Annotated in this window: 18 protein-coding genes; 10 read left to right on the plus strand and 8 right to left on the minus strand. The window is 75.8% G+C overall.

The window, feature by feature from the left end; all coding sequences use genetic code 11:
- Window positions 1-6: 6 nt before the first annotated feature.
- From QSK22_RS09810 to QSK22_RS09830, 5 genes are all read left to right on the plus strand, one after another.
- A complete protein-coding gene (locus QSK22_RS09810; protein WP_285494041.1) occupies window positions 7-975 on the plus strand; it encodes a hypothetical protein in 969 nt (322 codons plus the stop codon).
- 145 nt (window positions 976-1,120) lie between these two features.
- Window positions 1,121-2,731 (plus strand): murein biosynthesis integral membrane protein MurJ, encoded by a 1,611-nt coding sequence (gene murJ / locus QSK22_RS09815; RefSeq protein ID WP_285493736.1) that lies wholly within the window; start codon window positions 1,121-1,123, stop codon window positions 2,729-2,731.
- The gene (locus QSK22_RS09820; protein WP_285493737.1) at window positions 2,728-3,936 is read left to right on the plus strand and encodes a glycosyltransferase; all 1,209 of its coding nucleotides are present in this window, start codon (window positions 2,728-2,730) and stop codon (window positions 3,934-3,936) included. Before murJ ends, QSK22_RS09820 begins: the two co-directional genes overlap by 4 nt.
- Window positions 3,937-4,245: 309 nt before the next feature.
- Entirely contained in the window at window positions 4,246-5,268 is a 1,023-nt protein-coding gene (locus tag QSK22_RS09825; protein ID WP_285493738.1) for a TerC family protein, read from the plus strand.
- Between the two features lie 67 nt (window positions 5,269-5,335).
- A complete protein-coding gene (locus QSK22_RS09830; protein WP_285493739.1) occupies window positions 5,336-7,531 on the plus strand; it encodes an acyl-CoA dehydrogenase family protein in 2,196 nt (731 codons plus the stop codon).
- 65 nt (window positions 7,532-7,596) lie between these two features.
- On the opposite strand, the gene QSK22_RS09835 is transcribed toward QSK22_RS09830, so the two are convergent.
- Window positions 7,597-8,010, minus strand: a complete 414-nt coding sequence (locus tag QSK22_RS09835) for a hypothetical protein (RefSeq protein WP_285493740.1) — start codon at window positions 8,008-8,010, stop codon at window positions 7,597-7,599.
- Window positions 8,011-8,147: 137 nt separating this feature from the next.
- On the opposite strand from QSK22_RS09835, the gene QSK22_RS09840 reads away from it, so the two are divergent.
- The 3 genes from QSK22_RS09840 to QSK22_RS09850 are packed head-to-tail and all read left to right on the plus strand — an operon-like array spanning window position 8,148 to window position 10,854.
- Window positions 8,148-8,567 carry a hypothetical protein gene (locus tag QSK22_RS09840; protein ID WP_285493741.1) on the plus strand — a complete coding sequence of 140 codons (420 nt, stop codon included), beginning with the start codon at window positions 8,148-8,150 and terminating at the stop codon, window positions 8,565-8,567.
- A complete protein-coding gene (locus QSK22_RS09845) occupies window positions 8,564-9,457 on the plus strand; it encodes an AAA family ATPase (protein WP_285493742.1) in 894 nt (297 codons plus the stop codon). The genes QSK22_RS09840 and QSK22_RS09845 overlap by 4 nt, the downstream gene beginning before the upstream one ends.
- 5 nt (window positions 9,458-9,462) lie before the next feature.
- Window positions 9,463-10,854, plus strand: a complete 1,392-nt coding sequence (locus QSK22_RS09850) for a vWA domain-containing protein (protein ID WP_285493743.1) — start codon at window positions 9,463-9,465, stop codon at window positions 10,852-10,854.
- Window positions 10,855-10,882: 28 nt separating this feature from the next.
- On the opposite strand, the gene QSK22_RS09855 is transcribed toward QSK22_RS09850, so the two are convergent.
- Entirely contained in the window at window positions 10,883-12,289 is a 1,407-nt protein-coding gene (locus QSK22_RS09855) for an MFS transporter (protein WP_285493744.1), read from the minus strand.
- A 100-nt stretch (window positions 12,290-12,389) separates the two neighbouring features.
- Between QSK22_RS09855 and QSK22_RS09860 the strand changes: the two genes are divergently transcribed.
- Entirely contained in the window at window positions 12,390-12,887 is a 498-nt protein-coding gene (locus QSK22_RS09860; protein WP_285493745.1) for a winged helix-turn-helix transcriptional regulator, read from the plus strand.
- 65 nt (window positions 12,888-12,952) lie between these two features.
- Here the strand turns inward: QSK22_RS09860 and QSK22_RS09865 are convergent, their stop codons facing one another.
- Window positions 12,953-13,543 carry a TetR/AcrR family transcriptional regulator gene (locus QSK22_RS09865; protein WP_285493746.1) on the minus strand — a complete coding sequence of 197 codons (591 nt, stop codon included), beginning with the start codon at window positions 13,541-13,543 and terminating at the stop codon, window positions 12,953-12,955.
- Between the two features lie 76 nt (window positions 13,544-13,619).
- Complete coding sequence (locus QSK22_RS09870) at window positions 13,620-13,979, minus strand: SPW repeat domain-containing protein (protein WP_285493747.1); 360 nt, start codon at window positions 13,977-13,979, stop codon at window positions 13,620-13,622.
- 213 nt (window positions 13,980-14,192) lie between these two features.
- Here QSK22_RS09870 and QSK22_RS09875 point away from each other — a divergent pair, with 213 nt between their 5' ends.
- Window positions 14,193-15,791 carry an adenylate/guanylate cyclase domain-containing protein gene (locus QSK22_RS09875; RefSeq protein ID WP_285493748.1) on the plus strand — a complete coding sequence of 533 codons (1,599 nt, stop codon included), beginning with the start codon at window positions 14,193-14,195 and terminating at the stop codon, window positions 15,789-15,791.
- On the opposite strand, the gene QSK22_RS09880 is transcribed toward QSK22_RS09875, so the two are convergent.
- The 4 genes from QSK22_RS09880 to QSK22_RS09895 all read right to left on the minus strand — a co-directional run bounded on the left by QSK22_RS09880 (window position 15,788) and on the right by QSK22_RS09895 (window position 19,259).
- On the minus strand, window positions 15,788-16,570 hold the full coding sequence (locus tag QSK22_RS09880) for an RlpA-like double-psi beta-barrel domain-containing protein (RefSeq protein WP_285493749.1): 783 nt from the start codon (window positions 16,568-16,570) through the stop codon (window positions 15,788-15,790). The two genes, QSK22_RS09875 and QSK22_RS09880, sit on opposite strands and share 4 nt — an antisense overlap.
- 122 nt (window positions 16,571-16,692) lie before the next feature.
- Complete coding sequence (locus QSK22_RS09885) at window positions 16,693-17,334, minus strand: MBL fold metallo-hydrolase (RefSeq protein ID WP_285493750.1); 642 nt, start codon at window positions 17,332-17,334, stop codon at window positions 16,693-16,695.
- On the minus strand, window positions 17,334-18,419 hold the full coding sequence (locus tag QSK22_RS09890) for an S-(hydroxymethyl)mycothiol dehydrogenase (protein WP_285493751.1): 1,086 nt from the start codon (window positions 18,417-18,419) through the stop codon (window positions 17,334-17,336). Before QSK22_RS09890 ends, QSK22_RS09885 begins: the two co-directional genes overlap by 1 nt.
- 201 nt (window positions 18,420-18,620) lie before the next feature.
- The gene (locus QSK22_RS09895) at window positions 18,621-19,259 is read right to left on the minus strand and encodes an AAA family ATPase (protein ID WP_352231436.1); all 639 of its coding nucleotides are present in this window, start codon (window positions 19,257-19,259) and stop codon (window positions 18,621-18,623) included.
- Window positions 19,260-19,283: the final 24 nt, after the last annotated feature.

Consider the following 19,283-nt stretch of genomic DNA (forward strand, 5'->3'; position numbering starts at 1 on the left):
ACTGCCATGACCCGCCCCGCCGCGCCGGGCGGGACGCTGCGCACCGCGGCGCGCGTGCTGGCCGGTGCGGCGCTGGGCGCCGTCGCCGCACGCGCCGCGTACGCGGCCGCGACCCGGCGGCCCCCGGGCCTGGGCGGGAGGCCCGGAGCCGAGGTGTGGGGCCGCACCAACCACCGCGGCGAACCGGTCACCCTGCTGGAGGGCCCCGCGTTCGTGGCGGGCGCCGCCGCCGGCGGGCTGCTCACCCCCGGGCTCGGCGGCCGGATGCGCGCCGCGGCCCTGCTGGCGGGCACGGCCTCGGGCGTGCTCGGCGGCTACGACGACGTGGCGGGCACGACGTCCTCGCGCGGGTTCAAGGGGCACCTGGGCGCGCTGGCGCGCGGCGAGGTCACCAGCGGAGCGGTGAAGATCCTCGGCATCGGCGCCACCGGCCTGGCCGCCGCCGCGGTGGCCGGCTCGCCCGCGCCGACCCGCACCGGACGCGCGTTCGACACCCTCGTCAACGGCGCGCTCGTCGCCGGGTCGGCCAACCTGATGAACCTGTTCGACCTGCGTCCCGGCCGCGCCATCAAGGTCGGCCTGCTCACCGGCGCGCCGCTGGCGGCGACCGGGTCGCGCGCCGTGGTGGCCGCCCCGCTGGGCGCCGCCGTCGCGCTGCTGCCCGAGGACCTGGGGGAGCGGGCCATGCTCGGCGACACCGGCGCCAACGCGCTGGGCGCGCTGCTCGGCCTGGCCGCCACCCGCCTGGGCCGCGGCCCCCGCCTGGCCGTGCTCGCCGGGGTGGCCGGGCTCAACATCGCCAGCGAGTTCGTCAGCTTCACCAAGGTCATCCAGCGGACACCGGCGTTGAACTGGCTCGACATGCTCGGCCGCCGCCCCGCCGCACCCTCGGCCGCGGACCCGCGGGCGAGCGCCCCGGTGCCCGCGCAGCCCGGCCCCGCCGACTCCGAGCACACCGCCGACCCGGCGCCCTGACCCGCATCTCCCGCCGTCCCGCCCCGACGCGACGGCACGCCCGCCCGCACCCACCCGACGACGACCCCGCGCGCCCCCCGCGGCACACCGCATCCCCGGGCGCACCCGGACAGACGTGACACAGACCCCACCGGCACCGGACACCGTGACCTCACCACTGCGCCGCCTCACCGGCGGCCTGGCGGGCGCCGCCGTCGTCATCGGTGTCATCACCGTGCTGTCGCGGTTGGCGGGGTTCGGCCGCACCTACGCCTTCTCCCAGACCGTCACCACGTCCTGCCTGAGCCAGGCGTACTTCACCTCCACTCAGCTGCCCAGCATCGTCTACGAGATCGTGGCGGGCGGGGCGCTGGCCAGCATGGTGGTGCCGGTGCTGGCGGGCCCCGCCGAAAGCGGCGACCGCGAGCGGGTGCGCCGCACCACCTCGGCGCTGGTCACCTGGATCGTGCTGACCATGGTGCCGCTGGCGCTGGCGTTGGCGCTGCTGTCCCGCCCGATCATGCACCTGCTGGTCGGAGGGAATCTGGAGGGCTGCTCGCGGGCCGGGATCATCGACGTCGGCGGCGACATGCTGGCGATCATGTCGTCGCAGATGGTGATGTACGGGCTGGCGGTGGTGCTGTACGGGGTGCTGCAGTCGCACAAGCGGTTCGTCGCGCCCGCGCTGGCGCCGCTGATGTCGAGCCTGGTGGTGATCGGCGCGTACCTGGTGTACGCGCCGCTGGGCCGCGGCCACGAGAACGACCTGGCGCACCTTCCGGCGTCGGCGGAGCTGACGCTGGCGGTCGGCACCGCGTGCGGCGGCGTGGCCATGGCCGCGACGGCCGGGGTCGCCGTGCGGCGGCTGCGGCTCGGCCTGCGCCCCGCGCTGCGGTTCCCCGAGGGGGTCGCGCCCCAGGTGCGGCGGCTGGCGGCGGCGGGCCTGGCGACGGTGGTGGCGCAGCAGTTGTCGGCGCTGCTGGTGGTGACGCTGAGCTACCGGGGCACCGGCGGCGCCCTGGCGAACTACCAGTACGCCTGGGCCGTCTACCTGCTGCCCTGGGCGATCCTCGCGGTGCCGATCGCCACCAGCGCGTTCCCGAGGCTGTCGGCGCGGGCGCACGACGGCCGGCGGGAGGAGTTCGACCGCATCACCGCCTCCACCACGCGCGCGGTGGTGCTGGTGTCGTGCGCGGGCGCGGCCGTGCTGGCGGCCGTGGCGCTGCCCGCGTCCGTGGTGTTCAACCCCGGCCGCGCCGACCAGCAGGAGGTGCTGGCCCGGGCGGTGCTGGCGTTCGCGCCGGGTCTGCTGGGGTACGGGCTGGTGGCGCACCTGGGGCGGGTGCTGTTCGCCTGCCGCCGCGGCCGGGCCGGCGCGGCGGCGACCGTCACCGGGTGGGGGCTGGTGATGGCCGCGGACGTGGCGTTGGTGATGTCCGTGGAACGGCAGTGGGTGGTGGCGGCGCTCGGACTGGGCAACACCGTCGGAATGACCGTGGCGGGGGCGCTGCTGCTGGGCGTGCTGGTGAAGGCCCGGGGGCGGGCGGCGGTGCGGGGTGTGCCGCGCGCGGTTGCCGCCGGGGTCGCGGGGGGCGCCGCCGGGGGTGCCGCCGGATACGCCGTGGCCGCGCTGCTCGGCACGGGCGGGCAGCTGCGCAGCGTCGGCGTCGCGGTGCCCGCCGCGGCCGCCGCCGCGGTGGTGTTCTTGATGATCGCGTTCGTGGTCGACGGCCGGGACCTGCGGGCCGTCCTCAGCCGGAGGGGCACGCGAGAATGACTGACGAGATGGGTGCCGAGAAGGTGGACGGGATGCGCGTGGCGCTGGTGCTGGCGACCAGCGCGGGCGGCGTGGGACGGCACGTGCGGTACGTGGCCGCCGGGCTGGTGGAACGCGGGGCCCGCGTCGCGGTGTGCGGGCCCGCCTCGACCGAGGAGCAGTTCGGGTTCGCCAGGGTCGGGGCGCGGTTCGCCGCCGTCGACATCGCCGACCGGCCCCGCCCGGTCAACGACGCGCGTGCCGTGGCGCGGCTGCGCACCCTGCTGCGCGGCGCCGACGTCGTGCACGCGCACGGGCTGCGCGCCGGCGGCCTGGCCGTGGCGGCGTGCGCGCGCGTCGCCCCGGCGCCGCTGCGGTTCGCGCAGGGCGGGCCGCCCGTCGTGGTGACCCTGCACAACGCCGTCACCGCGGGCGGAAAGACGGCCGCGGTGTACGGGGCGCTGGAACGCGTCGTCGCCAAGGGCGCGGCGATGGTGCTGGGCGTGTCGCCCGACCTGGTGGAGCGCATGCGCGCGCTCGGGGCGCGCCGCGTCGAGCACGCCCTGGTGCCGGCGCCGGCGCCCAGGAGGCGCCCGGGGCCGCAGACCCGCACCGAGCTGCGCGCCGAACTGGGGGTGGAGGAGCGGCCGCTGATCGTCACCGTCGGGCGGCTGGCCGAGCAGAAGGGCCTGGGCACGCTGCTGGACGCGGCCGCCGGATGGGCGCGCCGCACCCCGCCGCCGCTGGTGGCGATCGTCGGCGCCGGCCCCCTGGAGGACGAGCTGCGCGCCCGGATCGAGGCCGAGGACCTGCCGGTGCGGCTGCTGGGCCGGCGGTCGGACGTCCCGGAGCTGCTGGTGGCGGCCGACGTGGCGGTGGTGCCGAGCGTGTGGGAGGGCCAGCCGCTGGTCGTGCAGGAGATCCTGCGGGCCGGGCGCCCCCTGGTCGCCACGCGCGTCGGCGGAATCCCGGTGATGGTCGGCGCGTCAGCCGGAAGGCAGGGCGCGTCGTCCGGGGGGCAGGGCGAGGCGGCGGTCCTGGTGCCGCCGCAGGACGCGGCCGCACTGGAACGGGCCGTGGCCCGGGTGCTGGACGACCCGGCGCTCGCCGTGCGGCTGGGCGCGGCCGCCGCGCAGCGCGCCACGTCGCTGCCGACCGAGGACGACGCGGTGGACCAGCTCGCGGGCGTCTACACCCGTCTGGCACAGTCCCGGCACACCTTTTGACGCACGCCCCGGCGGAAGAGTTCGGATTTTCCTCAAAAAAGTTGGACTGAGTGGGAACCGCCCGGGTGGGCGCTGCGTTCAACCGGTTGGTGGAGGGGAGTATCCCCGCGCGCGGGCTTTCCGTCAGCACGGCCGGCAAAGGCGCCGACCCGGGACCCGCGGTCCGCTCGATGTAACGGGCGGGAGAGACCTCCGGCGTTGAGTCATGCCCTGGTGCGGGAAAGGACCCGCACCCCAGGACCGACGCCGGACGGTGCGCCGTCATACGGTGCGCCGTCACGACGTCGCGCACGCCGGAGGATTACCGCGTTGAACGTCGCCCCATGGGTGTGGATCCTGACCGTGGTCGGGCTGTCCGCGATCATCGTCGTCGACCTGTTTCTGATCAACCGCGGGGAGGGCAAGGAGTTCACCACCCGCCGGGCCGCCTTCTGGTCCGTCTTCTACATCAGTCTGGCCGCGCTGTTCGGCGCGGCCGTGTGGTACTTCGCCGGCGGCCGGTACGCCGGCGAGTACTTCGGCGGGTTCGTCACCGAGAAGAGCCTCAGCGTCGACAACCTGTTCGTCTTCATGGTGATCCTCACCCGGTTCGCCGTGCCCCGGCACGCCCAGCACACCGTCCTGATGGCCGGGGTCGTCATCGCGCTGGTCCTGCGCGGCGCCTTCATCGCCGCCGGCACCGCCGCGCTGAACACCTTCACCTGGGTCTTCTTCCTGTTCGGCGCGTTCCTGCTGTGGACCGCGGTCGGCCTGGTCCGGGGCGGTGACGAGGAGGAGGTCAAGGAGAACGCGCTGCTGCGCTGGGCCAAGCGGGTGGTGCCGACCACCGGCGAGTACGACGGCGCCCGGATGCTGACCCGCCGGAACGGCCGCCGCATGTTCACCCCGCTGTTCATCGTCATGATCGCGATCGGGACCACCGACGTGCTGTTCGCGGTGGACTCCATCCCCGCGATCTTCGGGCTGACCACCGAGCCGTATCTGGTGTTCACCGCCAACGCCTTCGCCCTGATGGGCCTGGTGCAGCTGTACTTCCTCATCGGCGGCCTGGCCGACCGGCTGGTCTACCTCTCCTACGGGCTGGCGTTCATCCTCGGGTTCATCGGCGTCAAGCTGATCCTGCACGCGCTGCACGAGTACGGTGCACACTGGGCGCCCGACATCTCGATCTGGCTGTCCCTGGCGGTCATCGGCGCCGCTCTGGCGGTCACCACCGCGGCCAGCCTGGTGGCCGGGCGCCGCGGCGCCCGCGAGAAGGCCGAGATCGGCGAGGCGGCCGAGGCGGCGCCTCCTGCGGCCGGAAGGCCGCAGGAGGCGACGGACATCCGCTAGAACCGATCCCGCATCCGAATCGTGTTCTAGAATCGGGGTCAGGCAGGGCTCCGAGAGAAGGTGACGCATGGCCATCGGGCTGACCGAAGAGCATGAGGCACTCGCCGAGTCGGTGCGCGGGTTCGCCGAACGCGCCGTCCCGCAGGCGGCGGTACGCGCCGCGCTGGAGGCCGACGAGGAGACCAGGCCCGCGTTCTGGCCGGCCCTGGCCGAACAGGGCCTGCTCGGCCTGCACATCCCCGAGGAGCACGGCGGGCAGGGGTACGGGCTGCTGGAGCTGGCGGTCGCCCTGGAGGAACTGGGCCGCGCCGCCGCGCCCGGCCCGTTCCTGCCGACCGTGCTGGCGGCCGCCGCGATCAACGCCTCCGGCAACGCCAAGGCCCGCGGCGAGCTGCTGCCCGGCCTGGCCGACGGCTCCCGCACGGCCGCGCTGGCGACGGCCGGGGAGCTGACCGCCGTCCGCGATGGCGATGCGCTGGTGGTCAGCGGCGCCGCCGAACCGGTGCTGGGCGCCGCGCTGGCCGACGTGCTCGTCCTGCCGGTGCGCGCCGGCGACGCCGAGGAGTGGGTCGCGGTGGACGCCGCCGAGCTGGCCGTCACCCCGCTGCCCAGCCTGGACCGCGTCCGCCGGGTCGCCCGGGTCGAGGCGGACGGCGTGACCGTGCCCGCCGACCGGGTGCTGGACGGGCTGACCGGCGCGCACGTGCGCGACCTGGCCGTCGTGCTGCTGGGCGCCGAGGCGGCCGGCGTCGCGTCCTGGTGCGTCACCACCGCCGCCGAGTACGCCAAGGTGCGCGAGCAGTTCGGCCGCCCGATCGGGCAGTTCCAGGGCGTCAAGCACAAGGCCGCGCGCATGCTGATCGCCCTGGAGCAGGCCCGCGCCGCCGTGTGGGACGGCGCCCGCGCCCTGGACGAGGGGGTCGAGGAGGCCGGCTTCGCCGCCGCCGTCACCGGCGTCATCGCGCTGGACGCCGGGGTGCAGACCGCCCGCGACGCCATCCAGATCCTCGGCGGGATCGGCTTCACCTGGGAGCACGACGCGCACGTCTACCTGCGCCGCGCCCTGACGCTGCGGACGCTGGCGGGTCCGGCCAAGCGGTGGGCCGCCGTCGTCGCCGACCGCGCCCTGGCCGGCGGCCGCCGCCCCGTCGAGCTGGAGCTGGACGACGAGACCAGGCCGCTGCGCGAGCGCATCCGCGCCGAGGTCGCCGAGCTGGCCGCCGTCACCGACCGGGACGAGCGCAACCGCCGCATGGGCGACGAGGGCTGGACCGCCCCGCACCTGCCCCGCCCCTGGGGCCGCGGCGCCGGCCCGGTCGAGCAGATCCTCATCCAGCAGGAGCTGCGCCGCGCCGGCGTCAAGCCGCCGAACCTGGTGATCGGCGCGTGGCTGGTGCCGTCGCTGGTCGCCTACGGCACCGAGGAGCAGAAGCAGCGCTTCCTGCGCCCCACGCTGCGCGGCGAGCTGGTGTGGTGCCAGCTGTTCAGCGAGCCGGGCGCCGGCTCCGACCTGGCGTCGCTGTCGATGCGGGCCGAGCGCGTCGAGGGCGGCTGGCGGCTGACCGGCCAGAAGATCTGGACGTCGGTGGCGCAGCACGCGCAGTGGGGCTTCTGCCTGGCCCGCACCGATCCGGACGCGCCCAAGCACGACGGCATCACCTACTTCCTCGTCGACATGAAGTCCCCGGGCGTGGACGTGCGGCCGCTGCGCGAGCTCACCGGCGACGCCCTGTTCAACGAGGTGTTCCTGGACGAGGTGTTCGTCCCCGACGAGTGCGTGGTCGGCGAGGTCGGCAAGGGCTGGCAGGTCGCCCGCAACACCCTGAGCAACGAGCGGGTGTCGCTGTCGACCGGCGGCGGCCTGGGCATGGGCGTGCCGGAGCTGCTGAAGTTCTTCGCCGACCGCGACCTGGACCCGGTCGCCCGCGCCGAGGTCGGCGGGCTGGTCGCGCAGGGCCAGTCGATCGACCTGCTCGGCCTGCGCGCCACCCTCAAGCAGCTCAACGGGGTCGAGCCGGGCGCCGAGTCCAGCGTGCGCAAGCTGCTGGGCGTGCAGTTCAACCAGCAGGTCGCCGACTACTGCTGGGAGGCGCAGGGCCCCGCCGCCGCCACCGAGGTGCCGCTGACCGAGAGCGGCATCGTGGGCCGGGCCATGCTGTTCAGCCGCGCCATGACGATCTACGGCGGGACGACCGAGGTGCAGCTCAACATCATCGGTGAGCGCCTGCTCGGCCTGCCCCGCGACCCCGAACCCGGCAAGTGACCTTCCGCCGCGCGCGGCGTGCCGGCCCCCTCGCGGCACGCCGCGCCCGCGGTGAGCGCGCGGGCTCAGGGGCGGGGGCGCAGCGCGTGCACGACGTTGATCAGGACGATCGCCGTCCACACGGTCAGCAGGCCGGGCATTCCCGCATTGGCCACCCCGATCGCGCTCAGCGGGATCGCGGCCAGCAGGGACGCCACGACCAGCGTGACGCCCGGCATGTCGGCCGGGCGCGCCGCCCATCCGGCCGCGCGTCCGGCGGGGCGGGGGCCCAGCCGGGCGTCGAGGGCCTGCTCGACGCGGTCCACCACCGCCTCGGCGAAGGCCGCGTCGTAGTCGGGGCCGAGCTCGCGGCGCGCCGCCAGCGCCGCGGCCAGGTCGTCACGTGGCAGATCGTCGCGCGGCAGGCCGTCCCGAGGCGGGCCGCCGCAGGGCGGACCGGCGGCGGTCGGCGCGCCGTGCGGCGGGCGAGGAGTGGACATGCTCCGGTTATACGGGGCCGGACGCCTGGACCGCGTCACCCGTGGGTGCCAGACGCCGCCTACCCCCCGGGAGTGACGCCCTGCGCGACGCTACCAGCCGGTAAACTGCCGACCCCCGAGATCTTTCGGAGGTCCCCGTGAGAATCCGGGCTCGCTCGACCGTCCCCCTGGCGGGTCTGGCCGCCGCGACCGCGCTCGCCCTCACCGCCTGCGGCGGCGGGAAGGACGGTGCGCACGCGAGCGGCACCGCGACGGCGACCCGCCTGCCCCCCGTGCCGAAGGTGTCGCCCGCGCAGGTCCGGCCGCTGGTCGGCCGCTGGGTCGGGCCCGCCAAGGACTACTTCGTCTTCAAGGCCGACGGCACCGGCGCCTGGAAGCGCGGCGGGCAGACACTGTGGAGCGGGCAGGCCATCCCCGAGGGCGGCGGCAAGTTCCGGTTCTCCTGGCAGGGCGGCGACCCGCAGTCCGGCACGTACTGGGGCGTCCGGCTCTCCCAGGACGGGCGCTCGCTGGTGTTCGCCGGCACCAACCAGACCTACACGAAGGCCAAGGGATGACACTCGACACCGCGCCGGGCAGCGGCGGCCGGGCGTTCGGCTCGCCCGCCGACGCGGCCGAGCGGCTGGCCGGCACCGGCTACCTCGCCGACGACGCCATCGCCACCACCGTCTACCTGGCGCAGGAGCTCGGCAAGCCGCTGCTGGTGGAGGGCCCGGCCGGGGTCGGCAAGACGCAGCTGGCCAAGGCCGTCGCCGCCGCCACCGGCGCCGAGCTGATCCGCCTGCAGTGCTACGAGGGCCTGGACGAGGCCCGCGCCCTCTACGAGTTCAACTACAAAAAGCAGCTGCTGGCGATCCAGGCCGCGCCCGCCGACCGCACCTGGCGGGAGACGCACGACGACATCTTCACCGAGGAGTTCCTGCTGGAGCGGCCGCTGCTGGCGGCGATCCGCCGCGACGGCCCCACGGTGCTGCTCGTCGACGAGGCCGACAAGGCCGACGTGGAGGTCGAGGGCCTGCTGCTGGAGGTCCTGTCGGACTTCCAGGTGACCATCCCCGAGCTGGGCACCGTCACCGCCGTCCGCCGCCCCTTCGTGGTGATCACCTCCAACGCCGCCCGGGAGCTGTCGGAGGCCCTCAAACGGCGCTGCCTCTACCTGCACCTGGACTACCCGTCCCCGGAACGCGAACTCCAGATCGTCCTGGCCCAGGTGCCGGACGTGCGAGAGCGGCTGGCCGAGCAGCTGGTGCGGACCGTGGCCGCGCTGCGCGCCCTGGAGATCAAGAAGGCGCCGTCCATCGCCGAGACCGTCGACTGGGCCCGCACCCTGCTCGCCCTCGGCGTGGACGAGCTGGACGGCGCCGCCGTGGCGCGCACCCTCGGCGTCGTCCTCAAGCACGTGTCCGACCAGGAACGCGCCGTCAAGGAACTGGGCCTGGGAGGCTGACGACGATGGCGCCCTCGCTGCTGGACCGGCACACCCGGTTCGTGGCGGCGCTGCGCGAGGCCGGGCTGCCGGTGTCGGTGGCCGAGGGCCTGGACGCGGTGCGCGCCACCGGGCTGGTCGATCTGGCCGACCGGGAGGCGCTGCGCGCCGCCTACGCCGCCACGCTCGTCAAGCGGCCGGCGCACCGGCCCGCCTTCGACCTGCTGTTCGACCTGTGGTTCCCGCCCGTGCTCGGTGACGGCGCAAAGGCCCCGCCGCGTCCGGCCGAGCCCCGCGCCCCCGGTGCGCGCCGCGTGCCGCCCGCCCTCGACCCGCGGGTGCAGGAGCGCCGCGAGGAGCTGTTCCAGCTGCTGCTGACCGGCGACGAGCCGGGGCTGCGGCGGTTCGCGCGCGAGGCCGTCGCCGAGTACGGCCGCACCCCCGGCCAGGAGTCGTGGTTCTCCTCCGGCGTGCTGAGCGCGATGTCGCCCGAGACGCTGATGGCGCGGCTGCTGAGCGCCGTGCTCACCGGACGGGACCGGGGCGGTATGGCCGAGCAGGTCGCCCGGCGCACGTTCGGCGACCGCATCGACCGGTTCCGCGCCCTGGTCGGCGCCGAGGTCCGCCGCCGCATCGCCGAGGACACCGGGGTCGAGCGCACCGCCCGCCTGTCGGTGCGGCCGCCGCTGGAGCAGCTGGACTTCGGCCGCGCGGGCCGCGCCGACCTGGCCGCGATGCGCCGCCAGGTCCACCCGCTGGCCCGGCGCCTGGCCACCCGCCTCGCCCAAAAGCAGCGCACGGGCCGGCGGGGCCGGCTGGACTTCCGGCGCACCGTCCGCGCCTCGCTGGCCACCGGGGGAGTGCCGCTGGACACCCGGCACCGTCCGCGCCGCCCGCACCGCCCCGAGCTGGTCGTCCTGTGCGACGCCAGCGACTCGGTGTCGGCGTTCGCGCACTTCACGCTGCTGCTGACGTTCGCGCTGCGCGAGCAGTTCACCAGGGTGCGGGCGTTCGCGTTCATCGACGGCGTCGACGAGATCACCGAGTACTTCGCGCCGGGCGCCGACGTGGTGGACGCGATGGCCCGCATGGCCCGCGAGGCCGACCTGGTCTGGATCACCGGCCGCAGCAACTACGGGCACGCCCTGCGGGCGTTCGAGGAGCGCTACGGCGACGCGGTCGGCCCGCGCACCGCGCTGCTGATCCTCGGCGACGCCCGCTCCAACCACGGCGAGCTGTCCCTGCCCGTGCTGCGCGACCTGGCCGAGCGGGCCCGGCACGCGTACTGGCTCAACCCCGAGCCGCGCGCCCAGTGGGACACCGGCGACTCGGCCGCCTCCCGCTACGGCGAGATCGTCCCCATGTACGAGTGCCGCAACCTCGCCCAGCTCGCCGAGTTCATCGAACGGCTGGCCTAGCCGCGTCGCAGCGGGGGCGCGTGCCGCGTCACCGCGCCCGCGGCGCGGGGCGCTCGCGGATGGCCGCGGCCACCGCCGCGCCGGCGGCCGCCAGCACCGCCGACGCCAGCAGCGCGGTGTTGGCGCCGCGGGCGATCGCGTCCGGCGAGTGGCCCCCGCCGGTGGCGATCGCAACGACCATGGCGACGCCCAGCGAGGCGCCGACGTAGCGGGCGGTGTTGTTGGCGCCCGACCCCATGCTCGCGCGGTCGGCGGGCACGCTCTCCACGGCCAGCCGCGCCAGCATCGCGTTGGCCAGCCCGCTGCCGACGCCCCCCACCACCAGGCCGGGCACCAGCCGCCACAGGTGGCCGCCCGGCGCCAGGCCCAGCATCGCGACATCGCCCACCGCGCTGAGCGCCAGCCCGGACGCCAGCAGCGCCCGCGGCGCCACCCGGACCGTCAGCCGCCGCGCCTGCAGCGCCGCCGCGAACGACAGCACCGACCAGACCGACAGCAGCAGCGCGGCGGTCGGCGGGGCGAGACCGTAGACCAGGTCCAGCACGGTGGCCAGGTAGTTCATCACGCCGATCACGGCCAGGCCGGTCACCAGCGCGCCGAGGGTCGCCACCAGGAACGGCGGCCGCCGCAGCAGCCCCAGGTCCAGCATGGGCTCGCGGCGGCGCCGCTCGACGGCGACGAACGCGCCCAGCAGCACCAGGCCGGCGGCCAGCAGCACCGCGACGGCGGGCCGCGTCCAGCCGGTGCGGCCCAGGGTGATCGCGGTGAGCAGCGCCGCGACCCCGCCGCTCATCGTGGCCATGCCGGGCAGGTCCAGGCCGCGCCGACGCTCGGCCCGCGACTCCGGCAGCGCCCGCGCCGCCACCGCCAGCCCGGCCGCGGCCGCCAGGCACGCCCAGTACCACAGCCGCCAGTCCAGCACGGCCAGCGCGGCCGCGGCGAGCGGGCCGAGCGCGATGCCCAAGCCGATCATGGCGCCCCACACGCCGGTCGCGCGGGCCCGCGCGGGGCCGGAGAAGGCGTGGCCGACGATGCCCAGGCCGCCGGCGAGCAGCGCCGCGCTGGCCGCGCCCTGGGCGATCCGCCCCGCGACGAACACCGCCGCGTTCGGGGCCAGCGCGCAGCCGGCGCTGGACAGCGCCAGCAGCACGGCGCCGCCGGTGAACACGCGCCTGCGGCCGTGGTCGTCGGCCAGCCCGCCGACCGCCAGCAGCACGGCGGCCAGGCCCAGGCTGATCGAGCTGAGCACCCAGATCTGCGCCGTGGGGCCCGCGTGCAGCCCGGCCGCGGTGGCGACCAGCGTGCCCGTCGGCGCGCAGTAGTTCATCAGCGCCAGCAGCGTGGCCGCGGCGGGCAGCACCAGCGCGGCGGCGGGCCCGCCCGCCCGGCCGCCCGCGCGGGCGGGCGCCGGGGTGACGGGGGTGTGGGACGTCATGCGCACTCCAAGTTCATTCAATGAACCATCAGGCCATGCGACGACGGTAGCACGCTGTGGTTCGGTGAATGAACCGCCGGTGCCGGGTACTGTGGCGTGCATGGCACTCGGCAAGGACTACGCCCGCCAGGACTGCGCGGTGGCGCGGGCGCTGGAGGTGGTGGGCGAGCGCTGGACCATGCTGATCATCCGGGACGCGCTCTACGGGGTGCGCCGGTTCAGCGACTTCCTGGCCCGCCTGGACATCCCGCGCGCGGTGCTGTCGCAGCGGCTGCAGTCGCTCGTGGACGCCGGGGTGCTGGAGAAGGCGGGCCACGAGTACGCCATCACCGAGACGGGCAAGGAGCTGTGGCCGGTCGTGCACGCGCTCGCCCGCTGGGGGGAGCGGCACTTCGGCGACCGCGCCCCGGTCCGCCTGTACTGCCACGCCGGGTGCGGCGCCCGGCTCGCCGCCGACGGCACCTGCCCCGAGTGCGCCCGCCCCGTGCCGCTCGAGGAGGTCGAGCTGCGCCCGGGCCCCGGCGCCCCCGTCCGCGACGACCCCGTCAGCGTGGCCCTGCGCGAACCGCACCGCATGCTCACGCCCGTCCGGACCTGACCCGCGGCCCGCGCCGGCGCCCGGTCCGGTGCGCTGCGGTCAGGCGCCGGGGTCGGGCGCCGGGGTCAGGCGCCGAGGGCGTGCGCGATGAGCTCGGCGACCGCGTCCGGGTCCACGTGCTGGCCGCTGAGCTGGGCGAGGTTCTCCTGGTAGATCAGCACCGCCGCGAACGTGGCGGCGGCGACCTCCAGCCGCGCCTGGTCGCCGCGCGCGCCGGGCAGCGCCAGCTCCAGCGCCCGCCGGGCCCGGCGGAACACCTCGCCGTTGAGCCGGCCGAGCCGCTCGCCGACCGAGCGGTGCGTGCCGGCCTCGCGGAACAGGATGCGGCGCATGGCGGGGGAGGCGCGCAGCGGGAACCGCCGCGCCAGCCGCGACAGCGTGCCCGCCGGGTCGCCCGGCAGCGCCTCCACCGCGTCCTCGGGCAGCTCCTCCACCGCGGTGCGCTCGTCGACCAGCGCGACCAGCACGTCGATCTTCTGCGGGAAGTAGTGGAACACCAGGCCCTTGGGCACCCCGGCCTGGCGGGCGATCCGCGCGGTGGACGTGGCGTCGTACCCGCGCTCGGCGAACAGCGCCTCGGCCGCGTCCAGGATCCGGGTGCGGGCGTCGGTGCCCTGCGGGTCGCGTGAAGACCGCCGTCTTCTCACCGCCCTCATCCGCGGCCTCCCCCCTGAATGCCGCTGCGGCCCCTGGGCGCCCGCGCGCCAGGGGCCGCCGAGCGGTACCGTCTGATCAGGCCGTCGTGGTGCGGCCGCCGCCCGTGCGGGTCAGGCCGCCTCCCGACTGCGTGGCTCCCCAGATGCCGACGATAGCCGCGATGCCGCCGGCGATCCATGCCGTCCAGGCCGCGGCGGCCTCGCCCGCGAAGCTGAACGCCCAGGGGGACACGAAGACCAGCAGGGCGAAGGCCGTGGTGGTCCAGGGCGTCGGACCGCCGGCGCCCAGCAGCGCGTACAGCCCGGCCAGGGCCAGCAGGGCCCCCAGCACCATCAGCGGCTGCTTGCCCGCGTCGTCGGCCCACAGCTCCGGCGCGACCAGTGCGACGAGGCCGGCCAGGAAGGCGACCCCGTCCTGCCATGCGAACTTACCCATCAGCCACCTCCACCGGGGGGAGAAGTTTGGACATCTTTGTCCGTTTTATAGAACTTCCCTGATTGACCGGTCGGTCAAACCTGTCCGCCCGGTAGGGCAGGGCTTTTACGTGAGCCAGGTCACCCTGGCGTCCCGGTAACGGCCTGGTCGGACGGCCGGCGGCGGGCCCGCGGGGCTTCGAGGCGGCGGGCAAAGCCGCTACCCTGCACCCCCATGGAGAGGGAGCAGTCGCGGGCGGCACGGGCGCGGCCGCGGCGGCCCCTTTCCCTGCTGTGGCGGTTCATCGACGGCCGCCCCGACGACACCCGGGCCCAGATCGCCCGGCGCGCCCGCGCCCTGGTCACCGTCTCCACCGGCCTGGCCAACCTGGGCGGCGCCCTGGTGGTGCTGCTGTTCACCATCGTCGTGCCCAACCCCGACGGCGCGGTGCCGGACCGGCTGCAGATGATCAACGTGCTGGTGTTCACCGGCTACGTCATCGCGGCCGTGCCCGGCGGGCTGCTGCTCGGCGAGCGGTTCTTCCGCCGCCTGCGCCGCCTGGCCGAGCAGCACCGCGAGCCCGGCGAGCGCGAACGGCTCCTGCTGCTGTACGGCCCGCTGCGCATGATGGCCCTGCACCTGACGCTGTGGAGCGTCGGCACCGTCGGCTGGGTGATCATCAATCTGCCGTTCTCGGTGCTGCTGGCCGTCAAGCTCGGCCTGACCAGCCTGCTCGGCGGCCTGACCACCTGCACCGTCGTGTACCTGCTCACCGAGCGGCTGCTGCGGCGCGCCGTCACCACCGCGCTGCGCACCGGGCCGCCCCGCCGCACCGGCCTGCCCGGCGTGGTGTCGCGCTCGGTGCTGGCCTGGGCCCTCGGCACCGGCGTGCCGATCCTCGGGTTGATCGTCCTGGCCGTCGGGTCGTTCGTGCTCGGCCATGTCGACGTGCGCGACTTCGCCTTCGCCGTGCTGGTGCTCGGCGGCACCGCCCTGCTGGTCGGCTCCGGCGTCACCTACGGCGCCGCCCGCGCCATCGCCGACCCGGTGGAGTCGGTGCGGCTCGGCCTGGCCCGGGTGCAGCGCGGCGACCTGGACGTCGAGGTCCCCGTCTACGACGCCAGCGAGGTCGGCCTGCTGCAGGCCGGGTTCAACCACATGGCCGCCGGGCTGCGCGAGCACGCCCGCCTGCAGGACCTGTTCGGCCGCCAGGTCGGCGAGGACGTCGCCCGCGTCGCCCTCGAACGCGGCATCGACCTCGGCGGCGAGCTGCGCGAGGTCGCCGTGCTGTTCGTCGACATCATCGGCTCCACCCGGCTGGCCGCCGACCGCCCGCCGACCGAGGTGGTCGCGCTGCTCAACGGCTTCTTCGCCGTCGTGGTCGAGGTGGTCGGCGAGCACGGCGGCTGGATCAACAAGTTCGAGGGCGACGCCGCGCTGGCGGTGTTCGGCGCGCCGCTGGCCCTGGACGGCGCGTCCGGCCGCGCCCTGGCCGCCGCCCGCGAACTGGCCGGTCGGCTGCGCGACCGGGTGCCCGAGCTGAGCGCGGCCATCGGGGTGTCGGCGGGCGAGGCGGTGGCCGGGCACATCGGCGCCGAGGAGCGCTTCGAGTACACCGTGATCGGCGACCCGGTCAACGAGGCGGCCCGCCTCACCGACCTGGCCAAGGGCACCCCGGCGCGCGTGCTGGCGTCCGGCGCGGTGGTCGAGGCCGCCGACCCCGGCGAGGCGCGGCACTGGCGCGTCGACGGCGAGACCGTCCTGCGCGGCCGCACCCGGCCCACCCGCCTCGCCGCCCCGGTGGACGCCGCACCGGCCGAGGACGCCGCCTAGGCGGGGCGGAGCGTCGCGCCGCGGAGCGTGGTGTACCAGGGGGCGGAGCGGGCGAAGTCCGGGCCGGTCTCCTCGCCGATGTAGACGTCGGCGTGGTGCTCGCCCCCGTACCCGGGGCGGAACACGTCGGTGACCGTCCACGTCGCCCGGCGGAACCGCTCGCACACCTCGCCCGCGACGGGCCGCCCGGCGCCGTCCCGGCCGCAGTCGGCGATGACGAACCGGCGGCCGCGCGCCAGCACGTCCCGGTCGGCGGCGGCCGACCGCCAGGGCCGCAGCGGCCGCCCGGCCGAGTCGCGGGTGGTGTCGTCCAGCCAGAACCCGACGCTGTGCGACCAGTTGAGGTACCGGCCCCGGTGCGGGCCGCTGGTGATCCGGCCGCTGCCCTCCGTCTGCACGACCTTGATGAACTCCTCGGGGTAGGACCCCAGCGGGGTGTCGCCGTCGTCGCAGCGCAGCTCGGGGCAGCCGCGCACCGCCTTGCGCCTGCCGCCGTGGAAGCTCTCCACGGCGGTGTAGTAGGTGGTGATGCGCCACGTGCCCGGACGGCCGAGCGGCCGCACCGGTGACGGTGAGGGCGACGAAGCGGTCGGCGAGGCGGTCGGCGCGGCGGGCGGCGCGGCGGGCGGCGCGGCGGGCGGCGAGGCGGACGCCGGCGCTCCGGGCACCGTGGGCGGTGGAACGCCCCGGTCGCGTGTCGCGGACTCGGCGTCCGTTCCGCATCCGCTGACGAGCGCGCACAGCGCGAGCACGACGGCCCGCGGCGCCCTGCCCCGCATCGCACCTCCCCGGTGACCGGCGATCCGCGGGCGCACGTCGGCCCGCCGCCACCGGGGACCCTAGTCCGCGCGCCGGGGCGCCGTCCCGCGTTCGACGCGGGCGGCGCGCCGGGGACAGGCGATCAATACCCCCGGGCCACCCACTCCTCCAGATGCGGGGCCTCCGCTCCGATCGTGGTGCTGTCGCCGTGCCCGGTGCGCACCACGGTGTCCGGCGGCAGGGGCAGCAGCCGCTCCCGGATCGAGGCGATGATCGTGGGGAAGTCGGAGTACGAGCGGCCGGTCGCGCCCGGGCCGCCGGAGAACAGCGTGTCCCCGGAGAACACCGTGCCGAGGTCCGGCGCGTACAGGCACACCGCGCCCGGGCTGTGCCCCGGCGTGTGCAGGACGGTCAGCTCCACCCCGGCGACCGCGATCCTCTGGCCGTCCGACAGCTCGCCCTGGGGGGCGGTGCCCGGGTGGCGCTGCTGCCACAGCATCAGGTCGGCGGGGTGCAGCAGCACGGGTGCGCCGGTGCGCGCCGACAGCGCGGGGGCGGCGTCGATGTGGTCGTCGTGCCCGTGCGTGGACACGATCGCCAGCAGCCGCCGGCCGCCGACCGCCTCGGCGATGGCGTCGGCGTCGTGCGCGGCGTCGATGACGACCGCCTCGGCGTCGTCGCCGACGATCCAGACGTTGTTGTCGACCTCCCACGTCCCGCCGTCCAGGGAGAACGTGCCGGAGGTGACGACGCGGTCGATGCGCGGAGCGACGCGCGCGGCCATCACAGCACCACCACCGAGCGCAGCACGTCGCCGCGGTGCATCTTCTCGAACGCCGCCTCGACCTCCTCCAGCCCGATCGTCTCGGAGACGAACGCGTCCAGGTCCAGCCGCCCCTGCAGGTACAGGTCGATGAGCATGGGGAAGTCGCGGGACGGCAGGCAGTCGCCGTACCAGGACGACTTGAGCGCGCCGCCGCGGCCGAACACGTCCAGCAGGGGCAGCTCCAGCGTCATCTCGGGCGTCGGCACGCCGACCAGCACCACCGTGCCCGCCAGGTCGCGGGCGTAGAACGCCTGCTCGTAGGTCTCCGGACGGCCCACCGCGTCGATCACCACGTCGGCGCCGAACCCGCCGGTCAGCTCCCGCACCGCCGCCACCACGTCGGTGCCGGCGGCGTGCACGGTGTGGGTGGCGCCGAGCGAGGCCGCGGTGGTCAGCTTGCGCTCGTCCAGGTCGATCGCGATGATCTTCGCGGCTCCGGCCAGCCGGGCGCCCAGCACCGCGGCCGCGCCCACGCCGCCGCAGCCGATCACCGCGACCGAGTCGCCGCGGCCGACCGCGCCGGTGTTGAGCGCGGCGCCGAGGCCGGCCATCACCCCGCAGCCCAGCAGCCCGGCCGCCGCGGGCCTGGCGGCGGGGTCGACCTTGGTGCACTGCCCGGCGGCCACCAGCGTCTTGTCGGCGAACGCGCCGATGCCCAGCGCGGGCGACAGCTCGGTGCCGTCGGAAAGGGTCATCTTCTGCTTCGCGTTGTGGGTGTCGAAGCAGTACCAGGGACGCCCGCGCAGGCACGCCCGGCACTGCCCGCACACCGCCCGCCAGTTGAGGATCACGTAGTCGCCGGGGGCGACCTCGGTGACCCCCTCGCCGACCGACTCCACGACCCCGGCGGCCTCGTGCCCGAGCAGGAACGGGAACTCGTCGTTGATGCCGCCCTCGCGGTAGTGCAGGTCGGTGTGGCACACCCCGCACGCCTGCACCTTCACCACGGCCTCGCCCGGCCCCGGGTCGGGCACCGTGATCGTCTCGATGCGGACCGGCTCCCCCTTGCCCGGCGCGACGACTCCGCGTACCTGCTGTGCCATGGCTGCCGCCCTTCCTCGATCGTGGCCGCTGAGACGACCATAACCAGCGGGTTCGGGGCCGCGTCCAGCCCCGAACCGCCCCGGCCGCTGTCGGTGGTCCACCAGCGGGCCGGCCGGGACGCGGCGCGCGTTTCCGCCCAGCGGAAGCCGCGGCCGCGTGCGCGGCGGGGCGCGGCTACTCGAAGCGGCTACTCGAAGCGGCTACTCGAAGCGGATGGCCTTGAGCAGGTCGGCGGCCGAACGGTCCAGCACGGTGACGGTGGCGGCGTGGGGGTGCGTGCCGCTGCGCGCCTGTTCGACGAGGGGGCGCCAACGGCGGCAGTGGCGGCGGTAGGTCGCCTCGGTCAGCACCCGGCCGCGCCGGAACTGGCCCGCCCGCGCGGTCACCGGGTCCACGTCCAGCAGGATCATGTGCACGTCGCCGCCGCGCCGCCGCGCCAGCCAGGCGAACGCGTGCAGCAGGCGCGGCCAGGTGCCGCGGGTGTGCGCCACCACGTCGCGGCCCTCCAGCACGGCCCGCGCGATGCGCCAGACGTGGGTGGTGTAGATCAGCGGCACGCGCGCCCGCGGCGGCAGGGGCCCCAGATACCGCCCCCACCAGTTCCGCGCCTGCCTGGAGTCGATCACCAGTGTCCTCCGCCCGACCGGGACCGGCAGCGCCTCGTCCCCCCGCAGCCCGTACAGCCGCTCCAGCAGGGTGCTCTTGCCCGCGCCCGGCAGCCCGGCGACCAGAACCAGGGAACCGGAGGGAAAGCGCAGCTCGGCCCGTGGTGCGCCGGCGCCCGCCCCCGCGCGCGCCCGGTCCGCCTCGTCCGGTTCGTGGATGCCCGTTCTCCTGATGTCGCCCCCCGGGACCTAGTAGTT

Source organism: Actinomadura sp. NBRC 104425 (assembly GCF_030269545.1).
GTDB classification, from domain to species: domain Bacteria; phylum Actinomycetota; class Actinomycetes; order Streptosporangiales; family Streptosporangiaceae; genus Spirillospora; species Spirillospora keratinilytica.

Coding starts and splice junctions, on each gene's coding strand:
- QSK22_RS09880 (WP_285493749.1), bottom strand. CDS start 16,570: ATGCGGGGCAGGGCGCCGCGGGCCGTCGTGCTCGCGCTGTGCGCGCTC.
- QSK22_RS09835 (WP_285493740.1), bottom strand. CDS start 8,010: ATGTCCACTCCTCGCCCGCCGCACGGCGCGCCGACCGCCGCCGGTCCG.
- QSK22_RS09850 (WP_285493743.1), top strand. CDS start 9,463: ATGGCGCCCTCGCTGCTGGACCGGCACACCCGGTTCGTGGCGGCGCTG.
- QSK22_RS09845 (WP_285493742.1), top strand. CDS start 8,564: ATGACACTCGACACCGCGCCGGGCAGCGGCGGCCGGGCGTTCGGCTCG.
- QSK22_RS09875 (WP_285493748.1), top strand. CDS start 14,193: ATGGAGAGGGAGCAGTCGCGGGCGGCACGGGCGCGGCCGCGGCGGCCC.
- QSK22_RS09810 (WP_285494041.1), top strand. CDS start 7: ATGACCCGCCCCGCCGCGCCGGGCGGGACGCTGCGCACCGCGGCGCGC.
- QSK22_RS09870 (WP_285493747.1), bottom strand. CDS start 13,979: ATGGGTAAGTTCGCATGGCAGGACGGGGTCGCCTTCCTGGCCGGCCTC.
- QSK22_RS09890 (WP_285493751.1), bottom strand. CDS start 18,419: ATGGCACAGCAGGTACGCGGAGTCGTCGCGCCGGGCAAGGGGGAGCCG.
- QSK22_RS09860 (WP_285493745.1), top strand. CDS start 12,390: ATGGCACTCGGCAAGGACTACGCCCGCCAGGACTGCGCGGTGGCGCGG.
- QSK22_RS09865 (WP_285493746.1), bottom strand. CDS start 13,543: ATGAGGGCGGTGAGAAGACGGCGGTCTTCACGCGACCCGCAGGGCACC.
- QSK22_RS09885 (WP_285493750.1), bottom strand. CDS start 17,334: ATGGCCGCGCGCGTCGCTCCGCGCATCGACCGCGTCGTCACCTCCGGC.
- QSK22_RS09820 (WP_285493737.1), top strand. CDS start 2,728: ATGACTGACGAGATGGGTGCCGAGAAGGTGGACGGGATGCGCGTGGCG.
- QSK22_RS09830 (WP_285493739.1), top strand. CDS start 5,336: ATGGCCATCGGGCTGACCGAAGAGCATGAGGCACTCGCCGAGTCGGTG.
- QSK22_RS09855 (WP_285493744.1), bottom strand. CDS start 12,289: ATGACGTCCCACACCCCCGTCACCCCGGCGCCCGCCCGCGCGGGCGGC.